Below are 17397 nucleotides of genomic sequence, written 5' to 3' on the forward strand. Positions count from 1 at the left end.
GCGAGGTTGCGTACCCGGCGCTCGCCACGCGCGACCGCGAACACCTCCCCTGCGTGCGGCTACTCGTAGTACTCGTGCGGATGCAGCCGCTCCGCGTACGGCACGGCATCCCTGAGCTTGTCCTGGCTCGCACCGACGACCTCGTTCAGCGTTGACAGCAGGATCCGCCGCTCCCCCCGCCAAGCATGGGAACGGGATTTGATCAACGCTGACCTGGTGATCGTGACTGCGTCGTGGCGTGTGCCCAGCTAGACGTGCCGGGGTGGTGTGGCGAGGAGTGATCTATTGAAGGTTGGGCCCGGTTCCGGATACTTGACGGGGCGGGCCTCGGCGTCGCCATCCACAAACCTGACTTCGCCGTGGGCTACTGCGGCGGATTATCGCGAAGGACGATGCCGTGGCTCACGAGCGCGCCCTCCGGATCGAGGTCCTCGGTCCGTTGCGGGTCTGGCAGGACGGTGTCGAGCTGGATACCGGCCCGCGGCAACAGGCCTTCCTGTTGGCGCTGCTGCTGGCCCACGCCGGCCGGCCCGTCAGCACGAACCAGTTGATCGACCTCATCTGGGAAGACGACGTGCCGGCCAGCGCGCTCAACATCGTCCAGAAATACGTGGGTGCGCTCCGCCGGCTCCTCGAACCGTCGCTGTCGGCGCGGGAGAGCGGGTCCTATCTGCAGCGCCGGGGGAACAGCTACCTGTTCGTGGCCGAGTCCGAGACCCTCGATCTCGTCCTGTTCCGCCGCCGGGTGAGGGCGGCCGGGGCTGCCGGGGCCGAGGGGCGGCAGACGGCTGCGCTCGCCTGCTACGTCGACGCCCTCGGGCTGTGGCGTGGATCCACGGCCGAGGGTTGGAATCACGGGGCTACCGCCATGTCGACGTTCGTCGCGCTCGACCACGAGTTCTTCGACGCCTGCACCGCGGCGGCCGAGCTCGCGATCTCGCTGGGCCAGCCGGAGCGCATACTCCAGCCCCTGCGCCTCGCCGCGTCGTTGGCCCCCCTGCACGAGCCGGTCCAGGCCGCCCTCGTCACGGTCCTGGCGGCTGCCGGACACCAGGCCGAGGCGTTGTCCGCCTACCTGCATGTCCGCGCGCGGCTGGTTGAGGAACTCGGCGTCGACCCCGGTCAGGCGCTACGGGCCGCCCACCAGCGGGTGCTGGGTTCCAGCGTCCCGCCCCCGCAGGCCGCCGCCGATCCGATTGACGCCGGGCAGCCACCGCCGGCGGCCGCCCGGCTTGTCGGCCGGGTCGAGGAGCTCGCTGTGGTGTGGCAGGCGGTGGAGTCCGCTCTGGCAGGCCACACCGGGCTCGTCCTGGTGGAGGGCGAGCCGGGAGTCGGCAAGACACGGCTGGTCGAAGAAGTGACCGATGCGGCCCACGGGCGAGGCGCACACGTCGTGTGGGGCAACTGCCTGGAGGACGCCGGCGCACCGTCGATGTGGCCGTGGGTGCGGGCCATCGGCACGGTCCTGGACGCCCTGACGCCGGCGTCGCGCAAGAAGTGGCTGACCAGCGAGCTCGGCTACCTCGTCGAGTCGGGCGACCGGGCACCGGCCGAGCCGGAGCAAGCCGACGCCGGAGGCCAATTCCGCCTGTTCGAACGGGTCGTCGCGCTGCTCCGCGAGGTCTCCGCCGCGCGGCCGGTCGTGCTCGTTATCGACGATCTCCAGTGGGCCGACGTCGCTTCCCTGCAGCTGTTCGGTCACTTGGCCGTCCGCCTGCCGAGCGGCGTCGCGATCATCGGCACGCTCCGCGACCGCGCCCCCACGCCGGGGACGGAGTTGTCCCGGCTGCTCGCGGTGACCAGCCGGGTGTCCGGTCATCGCCGCATACGCCTCGGCCCGCTGGAACCGGCCGGGGTCGCCGAACTCGTCCGCCGCGAGGCCGGCCGCGACCTCGGGGACGGCGTCGTGCGCAGCATCCACGCGCGCACGGCCGGCAACCCGTTCTTCGTCCGAGAGCTGTCCCGGCTGCTCGCCGCGGGGGGCTACATCAGCGGGGACGCGGCCGTGCCGTCGACCGTGCGGGACGTCGTGCGCGACCGCGTCTCGCACCTCGACGACGAGGCGCACGACCTGCTCCAAGCCGCGGCCCTCATCGGACGCGACGTCGACCTCGGCCTGCTCGCCCGCGTTGCCGGGCTCGACACCCAGACCTGTCTCGACCGGCTGGAGCCTGTCGACCACCTCGGCCTGCTCGGGCCGACTCCCGGGAACCCGTTCTCGCTGCGTTTCGCACACGACCTGGTCCGCGAGTCGGTCGCTACGGCCACGTCGCCGCACCGGATGATCCGGCTGCATCTCCGCGTGGCGGACGCGCTGGAAGCCACCGAAAGCAGCGTCGAGTCCGTCGCCGAGCGCGTCGCCCACCATCTCTGGGCCGCCGGCCCCCTCGCGGACCCGTCCCGGACCGCGAGCGCACTCATCGGTGCCGGTCGCCGGGCGGTCGCCAAATCCGCTCTCGAAGCGGCCGAACAGCATCTCCGGTCGGCGACGCAGGTGGCCCGCTCGGCGGGTCTCGCCGAGCTCGAACTGTCCGCGCTGTCACAGCTCACCGCTGTCATCGGCATGGGGCCCGGATACGTCGGCTCCGCGACCGACCTCCTCGAACGCGCCGAGCATCTGGCCCGCGAACTCGGCCGCGAGGAGGAGGCCGTCAACTTCCTGCTGTCCCGCCAGGCGGCCTACTGCCAGGGAATGCAGCTCGACCGCGCCAAACGGTTGGCGCGGCAGTTCCTCGAACAGACCGAGGCGTCGGCCGATCCCGTCCTACGCGCCTACGGCCTGCACGCGTGGGCTATCTACCAGTGGGCCATCGGCGAGATCGGCAGCGCGGTCGAATACCAGAGGCGGTCGGACCGCACGCTGCTCGAAGACATCGCCGGTTACAGCGAGTTTCCGCTGCGACGCGATCTCCACCTGATCGCGGCCGGGATGCACGCGGAGATCTCCGCACTGCACGGAGACCTTGACGCGGCCAGGCCGGTGCTCGACACGTTGGAGGCCGCCGGTTCCGACCCGTACGCGATCACACTGTGGGCGGCGTTCGCCTCGGTGATCGCGGCGCTCTCCGACGACCCCGCCTGGGCACTGCGCGTCACCGAACGAGGCATCGCCGAGGACCCCGGATTCTCCTTCGCCTTCTTCGGCGCGCACCTGCGCATAATCCGGTGCTGGGCGCGCGCCGTGACGGGCCTCGACCCGGCCGGAGCCGCGGCCGAGGCCGAAACGCTGCTGACGGCGATGCTGCTCGACCCGCCGCTCACCGGCCTCGCCACCTGGTACGGCCTTATCAGCGAGATGTGGCTCGCCGCCGGTAGGCCGGACGCCGCCGCCGTTGCCCTCGACCACGCCGACCGGGTCGTCGAAACCTACGGCGAGCGGTACGCCGAGGGGTTGCTGTTCCTGCTGCGGGCCCGGTTGCTGATGGCCGAAGGCGCCCGCGTCGAGGTGGCCCGGGCAGCCGCCGAGCGGGCACGTGTGCTGTCCGCCGAGCGGGGAGCTCACCTCTTCACCCGCCGGGCTGAGCAACTGGTGCGAGAGCTTGGCGGACCTGTTCCGTGACCTGACGCCTTGCGTCACGCATCGAGATCGGCGCAGGCCGCGTACGGGCGGCGGCAGCAGTAGACGACGTTGGCCCACTCGGCCCGACTGATGACGACCTCGTCGAAGCGCAGGGCAAAGCGGGGCACCAGGCGAAACTGATACCCCGCCGACCACTTCGACGATCAGTCGAGAACTCCGCCAAGCTTCCCAAGAGCCTCATCGAGGGAGGCGTGGGCGTAGATGGTCATGGTCACCTCGATGTCGAGGACGACCTGGGGCGGAACTCCGAGGTTGAGCGGCTAGGACTCGTAGAGGTCCGTCTCACTCAGGACCGGGCTGCCGTGCTCGGTGCGTCCCAGGCGAGCAGCGGAACCGAACATGGGTCCACGAGCGCGCCGGATCCCGGCGAACCGTCCGAACCCGAGCGGCTTGGGCACGTCGTCGTAGACGGCCTCCATGCCGCCCCTGATCGAGTACGTCTCGTGCCAGAAACCGGTTCCACCCGAGTCCCGCAGGAAGGCCAGCCACCACTCCCGATGCGGCTCGGACCGGGCAAAGGTGAGCAGCGAGGGCAGGTCCCGCCAGTATTGGCGCATCCCCATGTTCATCGGGAAGAACGAGTAGTACACGGGCTCGTGCAGCAGCAGCCCGTCCGGCTTGCCCGCGACCGACTCACTGATCTTCCGGCCGAAGCTGAAGAAGGTCCGGATCCCGTACAGACGATTCACCCGCATGCCGAGGTACAGGACCATGAGGTCGGGATAGGCGGATAGATCGACGGTCTGCCGGTTCACGCGAGTCGGCATCCAACGCTCCTTATGGCTCGGGTTACGCATGGGCTGGTGTGGGAGGCAGTGCGCGGACGGGTCGTCGCTTTCATGGAGGTCACGGTCACCGTGGAAGCGCCTCATCGCCCGCCCAGACTCAACATACGAATGCGAACTTGACTACTACTGAACGAATCTCGGGTGTGGCGGGAGACGTGCTCGATCACGCCTTTCCGGCGTTCCGCTCGTTCACTCGACTCGGCTCGAGGTGGCGTGTCCGCCGAACCTTCTACGACCAATCCTGGACCAGTAGACTCGGTGCACTGCGGTCCAAAACGGGTCGCAAGCGGACAAATCTGTAATGCCCATCGGGGAGTCGACAGACGTGACTGGGCCAGCCCATCCCGTTAGGCCCGACGGCGAAGGTCTGTTGGCCGGCGCCGGTTCGCTGCGCCTGCAGATCCTCGGTCCGTTGCGGCTGTGGCGCGATGGCGTCGAACTGGACGCCGGCCCCCGGCAGCAGGCGCAGCTGTTGGCCCTGCTCCTGGCGCGCGTGGGCCGTCCGGTCAGCACGCGAGAATTGATCGACCTGATCTGGGCCGAGGACGCCCCCGCCAGCGCGCTCAACATCATCCAGAAGTACATCGGAGCATTGCGGCGGGTGCTCGAACCCGCGGTCCCCGCCCGGGCGGCCGGTACATACCTGCACCGACGCGGCGACGCGTACGTGTTCAGTGCCGGACCCGGCACGCTCGACCTGGTCACATTCCGGGAACTCCGCGAAGCCGCCCAGGCCGCCCTCGCCGAGCAAGCACGCGAGGTGGCCCTCGACCACTACGTCACAGCGCTCGGCCTCTGGCAGGGACCCGCGGGGGACGGACTTTCCTATGGATCGATCGCGATGCCGGTCTTGGCCGCCCTCGACGACGAGTTCCACGCTGCCTGCACGGCAGCGGCCGAACTGGCCGTGGCGTTACATCGACCGGAGCGGGTGATACCGCCGTTGCAGTTGGCCGCGTCGATGGCGCTGTTCCACGAACCCGTACATGCCGGCCTCATCACCGCGCTCGGCGCCGCTGGACGGCAGGCGGAGGCGCTGTCAGCGTTTCACGCGGTCCGTGACCGCCTCGCTGAGGAGCTGGGCATCGACCCCGGCCCGTCGCTGCAGGCCGCGCACCTGCGAGTCCTGACGCAGACCCCGAGGCCGCCGGTGGTGACGAGCACGGAGAGTGAGGGTGACCGGTCACCGGCGAGGCAGGCAGCCGGACTGGTTGGGCGGGGCGAGGAACTCGGCGTGCTTCGGCAGGCCATCGAGGCGGCGCTCGCCGGCCGCAGCGGGCTCGCCATCGTTGAAGGCGAACCGGGCGCGGGGAAGACGCGCCTGCTGGAGGAGGCCGCCGCCGTCGCGGACCGGCGTGGCGCGCTCGTCGTCTGGGCTTCCAGTTTGGAAGGCGACGGAACACCATCGATGTGGCCATGGGAGCAGGCGCTCACCGTTGTCCTCGCCAGCCTGCCCGCGTCGGCGCGTGAGAAGTGGCGGGCCGGCGAACTCGGTCGTCTCCTCGAATCCGGAGACGATGACGCCGCGCCGCCGGTTGCCGGCAGCCGTGCCCAGTTCCGCCTGTTCGAGCAGGTCGTCACTGTTATCGGCCAGGCTTCGGCGGAACGGCCGATGTTGCTGGTCATGGACGATCTTCAATGGATCGATGCCGCTTCGCTCCAGCTGTTCGGCCACGTGGTGGGCCGGCTACCCACCGGAACCGCGATCATTGGCGCCCTTCGCGACCGCGCACCGACACCTGGCTCCGACCTTTCGCGGGCACTGGCCGCGGCCAGCCGGCTGCCCAGCCACCGCAGGATCCGGCTCGGTCCGCTCAGCCTGACCGACGTGGCCGAACTCATCCGCCGCGAGACCGGCCACGAACCCGGCACGGACATCGCCCGCAACATCCACGTTCGCACCGCCGGCAATCCTTTCTTCGTCCGGGAACTGTCGCGGCTTCTCAGCGACCGCGGCGCGCTCGACGACGGTGACGCATCGGCCCGGGCCGGGGTGCCGTCCACCGTGCGAGACGTCGTCCGCGATCGGATGGTCGGCCTCGACGACAACGCTCGCGACCTTTTGCAGGTCGCGGCGCTGATCGGCCGCGACGTAGACCTCAGCCTGCTCGCCCGCGCCGCCGGTACCGACGTCGCGGACTGTCTCGAACGCCTCGAACCGCTGCGCGCGCTCGGCCTGCTCGAATCGGAGCCGGAGGACCCGTTCTCGTGGCGCTTCGCACACGACCTGGTTCGCGAATCGGTCACGGAGACCATGACGCACGGGCGTGCCACCCGGCTGCACCTGCGGGTCGCGGACGCGCTCGAAGAAAGCCAAGCGGACGACGAGTCCATCACCGAACGCCTCGCCTTCCACCTGTGGGCCGCCAGGCACCTCGCCGACCCGGTTCGTACCGCAGAGGCGCTGAAGCGCGCAGGTCGTCGCGCGGCGGCCAAGCTCGCGTTCGCCGCCGCAGATCGGCACCTGGAATCAGCCGCCCAGATCGCGCGGACCGCCGGGCTCCCGGAGCTCGAGCTCTCTGCCCTCTCGCTCCTCGCCATCGCCCCGCGTCGGCAAGCCGGGTTCGGCGGCACGACCTTCGATCTGCTGGAGCGTGCGGAACTTCTGGCCCGCCAACTCGGCCGTGAGGTAGAGGCCGCGGGCCTCCTCTTCGCTCGCCTGTTCGGGGCCTACACCTTCCTGGAGTGGGACCGCGTTCGTCTGGTCCGCCGGCTGTACGACCAAGGGGAGGCGTCCTCCGATCTGGTCGTCCGAGTGTACGGCCGGCAAGCCTGGGGCCTGCACCAGTGGGACATCGGCAACATCGGCGAGGCATACCGGTGCTTCAGCGAGAACAACCCCGCCCTTCTCGACGGGGTCGTCTCCTCGCACAGCGAGACCCCGATCCGGCGTGACGTCTCGGGTGAGTGGCCCGGCTGGCTGGCCGTCATTACGGCGCTACACGGTGACGTCGAGACGGCGCACGCCATGATCGACAAGTGGAACGGCCCCGACGACTCGTATGCGGTCGCGACCTGGGCCTACTACATCACCATCATCGCCTCGATGGCCGGTGACGCGGGCCGGGTGATGCGCACGATCGACCGGTGGACGGCCGTTGGCACCGGCCGTACCGCCATCCAGCAGGAGCACTACATCCGGCTGAACTGGTACTGGGCCCGTGCCCTCACCGGCGATGACCCGGCCGGTATCGCGGCGGAGGCCGAACAGCTCGTGGCCGGGACGCTGGTCGACCCGCCGCGGTGGGGCGTCGCGTACCACCACGGACTGCTCGCCGAGATGTGGTTGGCCGCCGGTAGGCCGGACAAGGCGGCCATCGCCCTCGACCGAGCGGACCAGGCACTGGAGGCCTACGGCCAACGCTACGCCGAAGGACTTGTGCTGCTGCTGCGGGCACGCCTGCTCCACGCCCGCGGCGAACCTGCCGAAGTCGTACGAGCCGCTGCGGAAAAGGCCCGCGACCAGTCCAACGAACGTGAGTCCCACCTCTTCGCCCGCCGCGCGGAGAGCTTCCTTGCCGAGCTTTGATCGCACTGCTCAGCACGAGCGACACCGTCGCGGGGAGCCGCCTCGGTGTCAGATCACGACATCAGGCCGCACGGCCGAGAAGGGTCACACGGGGGAGCTCGTCCGAGTTCGACGGCTGATCAACCAGCCGAACCCGGACGCCGTGAAGAACATGACAATGCCGTACACCGCGCCCGGGATGGCGATCTCGGCACTGTTCAACAGCGCCGGGCTCAGCGCGATCGTGATGGCGAGCGCGGTGTTGTGGATGCCGATCTCGAACCCGGCCGCGGTGGCCGCGCGGTGCTCGACGCCGGCCAGGCGCGGCACGCCGTAGCCGATCAGCAGGCTCACGATGTTGAAAGCCAGCACGGCCAGCCCGACCGAGACGAAATAGTCGACGAGGTTCTCCCGCTCCCCGTACAGCACGGCGGAGATGACCGTGACCAGGACCACGACTGACAGCACCCGGACGGGGAGGTTGAGCCGCTGCGCCACCCGCGGTGCCAGCGCACGCACGAGCATCCCGATCGCGACCGGCCCGAGCACCATCACGAAGACCTGCTGCAACTTGTCAAACTGCAGCCCGAGGGTGGCCCCGCCGGGGAGGAAGTACCCGGCCGAGAGGTTCACCACGATCGGCAGGGTGACAACAACCAGCACCGAGTTGACCGCGGTGAGCGTGACATTCAGCGCGACGTTCCCGCCGAACAGGTGGCTGAACAGGTTGGCCGTGGGGCCACCGGGCGACGCCGCGACCACCATCATCCCGACCGCCAGTTCCGGCGGGAGCCGGAACACCATCACCAGGCCGAAGCAGATCGCCGGCAGCAGCACGACCTGGCACAGCAGCGCAACCACGGCCGCCTTCGGATACTGGCCCACCCGCCGGAAGTCGTCCAGGGTCAGGCCGAGACCCAGGCCGAGCATGACGATGCCGAGAGCGTAAGGCAGACTGGCCAGAACCAAGGGGGAATCCATAGCGGACATTTTGGGGCATGCCGACAAGTTCTGGCATCCCGTGCGGAGCAGCCTGCCTTTGCTCCAGGCCGGCTGATCCAGACAACGCAACGATGCGGAGCGGGATCAAGACTCCGTGGCTTATACGGGCGAGCGGCGCCCTTCCCTCGCCGTCCGAGCCGCCCCCCGAACGGGCCCGTCCGTCGAACGTGAGGCGCACCCGTTCGCACACCGCGACGCCGACCTGACCGCTCAGCGGGTGTTGGGGCGACGGCAGTAGTAGACCAGCGCGGGTGGGAGGTTGGCCCACACCGTCCGGCTGACGACGACCTCGTCGAAGCGTGACCGCAGGGATCGCAGCAGCGCCCGCGCGGGTGGTGCCCATCGGGCGTGCACGTACGCGAAGGTGGTGAACACGCCGTGCGGCGGCAGCGCGGCGGACACCGATGACAGCACGTCATGCTGCCTGTTCTCGGTGAACGCCGCCCAGGGAAGGCCGCTGACCACGACATCGGCCTCGTTGAGCCCGCGCTGCGTCAGCACCGTGGCAAGGCCGGCCGCGTCCGCGGTCACGACGTCGACCGCCGGATGGAGTTCGGCCAACCGCCATGCGAACCGTGGGTTGATCTCGACGGCGATGTGCCGGCCGCGACCCGCGAGGCGCCGCTGGATGGCGCCGGTGAAAGCGCCGGTGCCCGGACCGAGTTCCACCACGACCGGGGAACCGGTCCGGGGCACCACCGCCGTCGCCGCCATGGCCAGCGCCGGGCCGCTCGGCGCGACCGCACCGACCGTCATGGGGGCGCGCACGAACTCGGCAAAGAACGACATGGCTCAGTACTCGGTTCTGGATTTGTGCGGCGAGTGGACACCCCAGAAATGGAAGGCCAGCCCGACGCCCCAGAAGACGATGGACCACAGGGGCCAGAAAAAGTGGCTGGGGTCGTAGACCCACCACACGATGACCTGAGCCAGATTGCTCAGGACATAGAAGAGCATGTGGAAGCGCAGGCCCCAGATCCGGGCGCTTGCGCTTTTCGCCGATTTCATGGCCACAGGCTAAATCGGCGTACTGGACGACGATTGAATAGCTCGTTCAGTGATCGTCAAGTTCCCGGAATCAACATTGACCGCAATTCGAGGTGAAAGGTGCAACATCATGACGACAACTCGCCGAGCCGTGTTGGCCGGATCCGCCGCGGTCGCGACCAGCGCGCTGCTGGGAACGTCCGAGGCGCAGGCGCATTCCCGGACGGAAGCCAAGCCCAAACCCACGGTGGTCCTCGTGCACGGCGCGTTCGCCGACGCCTCCGGCTGGAACGACGTCGCCGCCGAGCTCATCCGCGACGGCTATCAGGTCATCGCGCCCGCGATCCCGCTGCGCAGCGTGGCCACCGACTCGGCCTACCTGGCCAGTGTTCTCGCCACCCTCAGTGGCCCGATTGTCTTGGCTGCGCACTCCTACGGCGGGATCGTCGTCACGAACGCCGCGGCCGGCAACCCGAACGTGAAAGCACTCGTCTACGTGGCCGCGTTCGCACCCGACGAGGGCGATTCGCTGCTGCAGCTGCAGACGAAGTTCCCCGGCAGCAAGCTCGACGAGGCGGCGCTGGACTTCCGCCCCTACGCTAAGGGCCTTGTCGACGGCTACATCAAGAAGGAGTTCTTCCACGACGTCTTCGCCGGTGACGTACCGAAATCGACTACCGACCTGATGCACGCCGGCCAGCGGCCCGCTGACGCGCGCACGCTCGGGGAGCCCTCCGGAGCTCCGGCGTGGAAGACCATTCCCTCCTACTACCTCGTCGCCAGGAACGACCAGGTGCTGCCCGCCGAGGCGCAGCGGTTCATGGCGCGGCGGGCCGGGTCGCAGGTGCGCGAGGTCGGTTCCTCGCACGTCGCGATGATCTCCCACCCCGCCGTGACCGCCGACCTCATCAAGCGCGCAGCCCGCTGACCATGTTCGTCCGCGCGTACGAAGGCCAGTGCGCCGCCGAGGAGAAACGGCGCACCTCTGCCGAGAAGCCCGCCGTCAACCCCAGGCTCGCTCTGTTCGCGCTGGCACTGGGCACCTTCGCGATCGGCACCGGCGAGTTCGGCAGCAACGGCATCATCCAGCTCTTCGCCGCCAACCTGGACGTCTCGATCCCGGTCGCGACGTACGCGATCACCGCCTACGCCTTCGGGGTGGTGATCGGTTCTCCGCTGATCACTCTGCTCGCCGCCCGGGTCAACCGGCGAACGCTGCTGCTCGGCCTGGTCGTGCTCTTCCTGGTGGGCAATGGGCTGTCCGCGCTGGCGCCGAACATCGCGCTGCTCGTCGTCTTCCGCTTCGTCGCGGGCAGCGTGCAGGGGGCGTTCTTCGGCGCAGGGGCGGTCGTCGCCGCGTACGTGTACGGGCCGGGCAAGGGCGGCAAGGCGTTCGCCACCGTGATGGGGGGACTCACCGTCGCCACCATCGCCGGGTCGCCGCTCGGCACCTTCATCGGCCAGCACGCCGGGTGGCGTGTCATGTACTGGACCGTGGTCGCCGTCGGCCTGCTGGCCGGCATCGCGCTGGTCGCCTGGTTGCCCCGTACCGACGACCTGCACGGCAGCCCCGTCAGGAGCGAGCTGAACGGCCTGCGCCGGATCAACGTCTGGCTGATGGTCGCCGTCGCCTCGCTCGGCATCTCCAGCATCTTCGCCGTCTACACGTTCATCGGCCCCTTCGTCACCGACGCGGCGCGGCGGGACGCCGCGCTCATCCCCGTCGCCCTGGCCGTCTTCGGCCTCGGCATGGCGGTCGGCAACCACCTCGGCGGGCGAGTCGCGGACCGGTACGAGCACCGGGGCCTGATCTGGGGGTACGGCGGCGTCCTGGCGCTGTTGGTGCTGATCGGCGTGGCGGGCAGCGATCTGCTGGTCCTGCTGCCGTGTCTGTTCGGCGTCGGCGCGACCATGATGTTCGCGATCCCCACCATCCAGGTCAGGCTGACCGGCTTCGCGCCGGACGCCCCGACCCTGATGGGCGCGCTCAACCTGGCCGCCCTCAACCTGGCCAACTCCCTCGGCGCGATCGGCGGCGCGGTCACCCTGGAAGCCGGCTGGGGCACGTTGTCCACTGTCTGGGCCGGTTTCGTCCTAACGTCGGCGGGTTTGCTCCTGTACGTCGTGACCGTCGCCCGGCCGAAGCGTCACCGTCCGGCCCGGCGCGGACCGGTCCTAGACGATGAGCAGTTCCGCCGCCTTGCCGGATACGGCGAGGAGGAGCACGTCGAGGCCGGCCGGAACCTGTACACCTCCGGCGACGACTCCTATGACTTCTTCCTGCTCCGGACGGCGACGGTGGACATCGTCCGGGACGCGACGGCGATCGAGCCGGAACGCCTGATCTACCGGGGCGGCCCCGGAGACTTCCTCGGCGAGCTCAACCTTCTGACCGGACAGCAGGTCTACCTGACCGCCCGGGTGACGTTAGCTGGGACGGTCGTCCGCATCGGGGTGGCGCGACTGCGCCGGGCCCTCGCTGAGCAGGACGACATCGCCGGGCTGATGCTCGCGGCGTTCCAGGAGCGGCGCGAGGTCTTCCGCGCGGCGGCGGGCGGCGCCCTGGAGATCGTCGGCCGGCCGGACTCCGCGCAGACCCTGGAACTGCGCGGCTACGTCACGCAGATGCTGCTGCCCCACACCTGGCGCAGCGCCGCCTCACCCCCCGGGCGCTCCCTCATGACCTCGGCCGGGCTGACGGAGGCCGACCTTCCGGCGGCCATCGCCAACGGTTCGGTGGTACGGCGCGCGACGCCGGGAACGGTCGCGCAGATGCTCGGCCTCACGTACCGGGACGGCGGAGGTCCGGTCGACCTCGTCGTCGTGGGCGCCGGTCCCGCGGGCCTGGCCGCCGCCGTGTACGGGGCGTCCGAGGGCCTGGTCACCGTGCTGCTGGACCGGAGCGGGCTCGGCGGCCAGGCCGCCAAGAGCGCCCGCATCGAGAACTACCTGGGCTTCCCGGACGGGGTCAGCGGCGTGAACCTGACCCGCCTGGCCATGATCCAGGCCCTCAAGTTCGGTGTACGCATCCACTCGCCCTGCGTCGTGAAGGGCCTCGACCTCTCCGACGAGCGGCGGCCGGTCGTCGTCCTGGAGGACGGGGCCCGCGTCGAGTGCCGCGCGGTGATCGCCGCCACCGGCGCCCGATACCGGCGTCTGGACATCCCCGGATGGGCGGCGTTCGAGCAGTCCGGCTGCATCCGGTACGCCGCGACCGAGGCCGACGTCCGGGGCTACGAAGGCCGGCCGGTGACCGTCGTCGGGGGCGCCAACTCGGCCGGGCAGGCGGCCCTGTCCCTCGCCGCCCGCGGCGCGACGGTCGATCTGGTCGTTCGAGGCCACGACCTCGCAGCCCGCATGTCGTCCTACCTGACCGACCGGATCCAGGCCCATTCCCGGATCCGGGTCCACACCGGCAGCACGGTCAGCGAACTGGCCGGCGGCGACACCCTCACGTCGGTCGTCGTCGAACGGCCCGGCGAGCGACCGGCACGGCTGGCCAGCCGTGCGCTGTTCTGCTTCGTCGGCGCCGACCCGGTGTCCGGCTGGCTGACCGGCGTGGCCAAGGCCGAGGACGGGTTCGTGCTCACCGACGTCGGCCTGCCCGCCGGATCGACCTTGCCGTACCAGACGAGCGCACCCCGGGTCTTCGCGGTCGGCGACCTGCGCTCGGGTTCAACGAAACGCGTGGCCACGGCCGTCGGCGACGGCGCGAGCGCGGTCTCGTCCGTCCACGCGGTGCTCGCCGGAGACTGACGTACGCAGATGCCACACCAGGAGGATGAACATGGACGTTCCACTCCCGGGGTCTCGTGACGATGTTCAGCCGAGTTCGAGGCTCCTGGCGAGCCGGTCGAGGGCCTTGCGCGTTTCGGGGCTTGGGAACTGGGTGTAGGCGTTCATCGTCACCGAGATCTGTGAGTGTCTGAGGATCTGACTCGAGGATGGATGTCGAGGGGGGTGTCGTGAACGCGGATCACGGGGACCTCGGCGTTGCGGCAGTGAGCGGCGAATGTTCGATCGGGCGTGGTGAAGACGAGATCTGTCTGCGCATCCGGCCGTACAGGGAGGTCTTCCCGGCGATCGCGACCCCGGACGGGGGCCCGGCGTGACCGGCTGTTCGAGCAGGTGAACATGCCGGGGTACGGCGACTGCCAGCGCCGGACGGCTCGCACGATCCTGGAACGTCGGTCGATTCCCGAAATGTAACGACTGGACCGGTTGAAAGGCGCATCCCTACCATTGGCCCGTGCGGCTGAACGTCCTCGGGCCCCTGGAACTCGTCGTGGCCGGGCAGGCCATATCGGCCGGGCCGCCGAAGCAGCGAGCCCTTCTGGCCCTCCTCGCGATGCACCCCGACCGCGTGCTCCCCGCGGACCTCCTGGCCGACCGGCTGTGGTCCGGCAACCCGCCGCCCAGCGCCCAGGGGAGCCTGCAGGTCTATGTCTCCAACCTGCGCCGCCGGCTGGAGCCCGACCGGCGGCCGGGCATGACCCCGACCGTCCTGGTCAGCGCCGCCGACGGGTACGGCCTGATGACCGGCGGGCTCGGTCTCGACACGAGGGACTTCGAGACGCTCGTGTCGGCCGGGTCCGGCCATCTGGTCGAGGGACGGCACGAGGAGGCGGCGGCCGCCCTCGCCGAGGCGCTCGACCTGTGGCGGGGCGACCCGTACGCGGACGTGCGTTCCGAGGAGTGGGCGCAGCCGGAGATCGGCCGTCTGGAACAGGTGCGGCTGGACGCGGTGGAGGGGCTGGCCGCGGCCCTGCTTGAGCTGGGCCGCCACACGGACGTGGTCGCGTGGCTGGACCCGTTCGTCCGCGAACACCCCCTGCGGGAGCGTGCCTGGGAACTGCTGGTGCTGGCCCACTACCGGGCGGGCCGGCAGGCGGCGGCCCTCACCTGCCTGCGCAGGGTGCGGGAGGTGCTCGCCGAGGAACTGGGCATCGACCCCGGGCCGCGGCTGCGGGAGCTCGAAGGGGCAGTGCTGCGCCAGGATGCCACGCTGCTCCAGCCAGAGCGGCTCGCCCCGCAGCGGCCTCTGGCACGGACGACGGCACGCAGGGCTCCCGAGTCCGCGGCGGACCAGCCGGTCTTCGTCGGCCGCGAGAGCGCGCTGGAGTTCCTGAACGAGGCGGCGAAGGCGTCGTCCGCCACCGGGCAGGTCGTGCTGATAGACGGCGAGCCGGGCGTCGGCAAGACGAGCCTGCTGAAGCGGTTCCGCGCGACCGCCGACGTGCCGGTCGGCTGGGGGTCGAGTCCCGACCACGAGACCGCGCCCGCCCTGTGGCCCTGGGAACGGGTCTTGCGCGCCCTCGCCGCCGCGGCCCCGGAGGCCGCCCTGCCCAGCGAGGTGGGCACGTTCCTGTCGGGCGGGCTGGAGGCGATCCCGGCGTCCGACGCGCAGGGGGCGCGGCTGCGGTTCTTCGAGGCGGTTGGCACGTTCCTGGCGGGCGTCGGCCCGGCGATCGTCGTGCTGGAGGACATCCACGCGGCCGACGACGCGACGCTGCGGCTGCTGGTCCACGTGGCGTCCACCGTACGGCCGGGCCTGCTGCTGGTGGCGACCTTCCGGCGGCACGAGGCGTCGCCGCTCACCGCCACGCTGTCGGCGCTGTCGCGGCTCGGCGTGCGCAGGCTCGGGCTCGACGGGCTCGCCACCGAGGAGGTCCGCGCGCTCGTCCGGGAGTTGTCCGGCCGCGACCCGGGCAGCCGCAAGGCCGAGGAGCTGCGCGGGCGCACCGCAGGGAACCCGTTCTTCCTTGCGGAGCTGGCCCGGGCGGGCGAGGAGCTGCCGCAGGGCGTGCTGGACGTCGTGCTGCACCGGGTGGCGGGCCTGGGGGAGGAGGCGGGACGCGTGCTGGAGCTCGCCGCCGTGATGGGCGACGAGTTCGAGGCGGGCGTCCTGGCCCAGGTCGCGGGCGGTACGGTCGCCGACCTGCTGCCGCCGCTCGACGCGGCCCTCGACGCGGGGCTGATCCGGGAGTCGTCGTACCGGCTGGGCGCGTACGAGTTCGCGCACGCCCTGGTGACCGACGCGTTGCTGTCGCGTCGGTCGCGGCTGTGGCGGGCGGGCGTGCACGAGCAGGTCGCGGGAGTCCTCACCTGCGTCCACGGGGACCGGGACGACCGCGCGGCGGTGATCGCACGGCACTGGCTGGCGGCCGCGGAACTGGGCGCGGAGCCCGCCCGCATGGCGATGGACTACTCCGCCCGCGCCGCGCGGGCGGCCCTGCGGCGGCACGCGCCCGACGACGCGGCCGTGTCGTGGCAGGAGGCGCTGGCGGCGGCCGAGCTGGCCGGGGCCGGCGCGGTCGAGCGGTTCGAGCTCGCCGTCGGGCTGGCAGAGAGCCGCTACGCCGCCGGACGGTTCGACGAGGGCTACGAGGCGGTCGAGCAGGCGCTCGCCATGGCCGGCGCCGATCTGGACAAGGCCGTCAGGGCCGCCGACATCGCGATGGGACACGGCGTCTGGGTGCCCTTCCGGTACGGCCTTGACGTGGCCGCCGTACGGGACTCGACGGACCGGGCCGTGCGAGAGCTGCCGCCGTCCACGCCGGCCTGGGCGACGGCACAGGCCGTCCGGGCCGTCGTGCTCGCCCAGACCGGTCGCGAGGACGAGGTCGGCACGGTCTCGTCGCAGGCCGTGGCGGCGGCCGAGCGCCTGGGCGACCCCGCCCTGCTGCGGCGCGTGCTCCACCTGCGGCTGCTCGCCATGCAGGGACAGGACTTCATCGAGCAGCGCGCCGAGACCGCGGGGCGCCTGCTGGCGGAGCCGGACCTGTCGTCCCAGCTCAGCGTGATCGCACAGCTCCACCTCGTCGTTCATCTCGTGGAGCAGGGCAGGGTGCCGCAGGCCCGCGCGCTGCTGACGGAGATCGACATACTGCTGGGCGACCTGCACAATCCCACGCTGGCGCTGCAGGCGGCGGTGGCGCACGTGGGGCTCGACCTGTTCCAGGGCGTGCCGGACCCGACCCGCCACTTCGAGGCCGTCAGGGCCACGCTGTCGTTCGCGGATCTCGCGTACTTCGAGGTGACCATGCTCGCCGTACGGGCCGAGGCGCTGATCCAGGAGGACCGCATCGGCGAGGAGGTGGCATGGGTCGAGGAGATGTTCCGGCGTACCGGCATGGCAGGGCCCGCTTACGTCCTGGCGTACGCGCTTGCGGGCCTGGGCGAGCACGAGCGCGCCCGGCGGCTCCTGCGTGAGACGCCGCTGCCGCCGCGCGACTACGCCTGGGCGACGGCCACCATGTGCCGGCTGCACGCGGCGATCCGGCTCGGCGAACTGGACGTCGCGAGGGAGGTCTACGACGCGTTCCGTCCCTTCGCCGGGCTGCTGCACGTGACCGGCAAATGCACCACCGTCGAAGGAGCGTACGACGGCCACATGGGGGAGGCGCTGCTGGCGCTCGGGGACCGCGAGGGGGCGCGGGCCCACCTGCGGGAGGCGGTGCGCCTGCTGGAGCAGGCGGGCGCGGCCTACTGGTTGGCAAGGGCCCGCCAAGCCCTCGACAAGTGCACATAGA

The 17397-nt window shown here is 70.7% G+C and carries 10 protein-coding genes; 5 read left to right on the forward strand and 5 right to left on the reverse strand.

The annotated features are described in order from the left end of the window. Positions 1–59: 59 nt before the first annotated feature. Complete coding sequence (locus KIK09_RS43575) at positions 60–206, reverse strand: hypothetical protein (protein ID WP_214325382.1); 147 nt, start codon at positions 204–206, stop codon at positions 60–62. A gap of 191 nt (positions 207–397) precedes the next feature. Here KIK09_RS43575 and KIK09_RS43580 point away from each other — a divergent pair, with 191 nt between their 5' ends. After that, positions 398–3559: an ATP-binding protein gene (locus KIK09_RS43580; RefSeq protein ID WP_214325383.1), complete on the forward strand. Its 3162-nt coding sequence runs from the start codon at positions 398–400 to the stop codon at positions 3557–3559. 281 nt (positions 3560–3840) lie between these two features. Here KIK09_RS43580 and KIK09_RS43585 read toward each other — a convergent pair whose 3' ends face one another. Continuing rightward, entirely contained in the window at positions 3841–4347 is a 507-nt protein-coding gene (locus tag KIK09_RS43585; RefSeq protein ID WP_203956345.1) for a monooxygenase family protein, read from the reverse strand. 391 nt (positions 4348–4738) lie between these two features. On the opposite strand from KIK09_RS43585, the gene KIK09_RS43590 reads away from it, so the two are divergent. Beyond that, positions 4739–7897 (forward strand): BTAD domain-containing putative transcriptional regulator, encoded by a 3159-nt coding sequence (locus tag KIK09_RS43590; protein WP_214325384.1) that lies wholly within the window; start codon positions 4739–4741, stop codon positions 7895–7897. A gap of 84 nt (positions 7898–7981) precedes the next feature. On the opposite strand, the gene KIK09_RS43595 is transcribed toward KIK09_RS43590, so the two are convergent. From KIK09_RS43595 to KIK09_RS43605, 3 genes are all read right to left on the reverse strand, one after another. Next, positions 7982–8866, reverse strand: coding sequence for a bile acid:sodium symporter family protein (locus KIK09_RS43595; RefSeq protein ID WP_372455765.1), 885 nt, complete (start codon positions 8864–8866; stop codon positions 7982–7984). 222 nt (positions 8867–9088) lie between these two features. Further along, positions 9089–9667: a class I SAM-dependent methyltransferase gene (locus KIK09_RS43600; protein ID WP_214325386.1), complete on the reverse strand. Its 579-nt coding sequence runs from the start codon at positions 9665–9667 to the stop codon at positions 9089–9091. Positions 9668–9670: 3 nt separating this feature from the next. Next, complete coding sequence (locus tag KIK09_RS43605) at positions 9671–9886, reverse strand: 2TM domain-containing protein (protein ID WP_214325387.1); 216 nt, start codon at positions 9884–9886, stop codon at positions 9671–9673. Between the two features lie 109 nt (positions 9887–9995). On the opposite strand from KIK09_RS43605, the gene KIK09_RS43610 reads away from it, so the two are divergent. The 3 genes from KIK09_RS43610 to KIK09_RS59670 all read left to right on the forward strand — a co-directional run bounded on the left by KIK09_RS43610 (position 9996) and on the right by KIK09_RS59670 (position 17396). Beyond that, entirely contained in the window at positions 9996–10793 is a 798-nt protein-coding gene (locus tag KIK09_RS43610; RefSeq protein ID WP_214325388.1) for an alpha/beta fold hydrolase, read from the forward strand. Positions 10794–10795: 2 nt separating this feature from the next. Next, positions 10796–13621, forward strand: coding sequence for an MFS transporter (locus KIK09_RS43615; protein ID WP_214325389.1), 2826 nt, complete (start codon positions 10796–10798; stop codon positions 13619–13621). A gap of 493 nt (positions 13622–14114) precedes the next feature. After that, on the forward strand, positions 14115–17396 hold the full coding sequence (locus KIK09_RS59670; RefSeq protein ID WP_214325390.1) for an ATP-binding protein: 3282 nt from the start codon (positions 14115–14117) through the stop codon (positions 17394–17396). The last annotated feature ends 1 nt before the right edge of the window (position 17397 follow it).

This window comes from Nonomuraea sediminis (assembly GCF_018531495.1).
Lineage (GTDB): Bacteria > Actinomycetota > Actinomycetes > Streptosporangiales > Streptosporangiaceae > Nonomuraea > Nonomuraea sediminis.

Excerpts from the sequence above, each read along its gene's own strand:
- KIK09_RS43605 (WP_214325387.1), bottom strand. The coding sequence starts at position 9,886 with ATGAAATCGGCGAAAAGCGCAAGCGCCCGGATCTGGGGCCTGCGCTTC.
- KIK09_RS43615 (WP_214325389.1), top strand. The coding sequence starts at position 10,796 with ATGTTCGTCCGCGCGTACGAAGGCCAGTGCGCCGCCGAGGAGAAACGG.
- KIK09_RS43585 (WP_203956345.1), bottom strand. The coding sequence starts at position 4,347 with ATGCCGACTCGCGTGAACCGGCAGACCGTCGATCTATCCGCCTATCCC.
- KIK09_RS43610 (WP_214325388.1), top strand. The coding sequence starts at position 9,996 with ATGACGACAACTCGCCGAGCCGTGTTGGCCGGATCCGCCGCGGTCGCG.
- KIK09_RS43595 (WP_372455765.1), bottom strand. The coding sequence starts at position 8,866 with ATGTCCGCTATGGATTCCCCCTTGGTTCTGGCCAGTCTGCCTTACGCT.
- KIK09_RS43600 (WP_214325386.1), bottom strand. The coding sequence starts at position 9,667 with ATGTCGTTCTTTGCCGAGTTCGTGCGCGCCCCCATGACGGTCGGTGCG.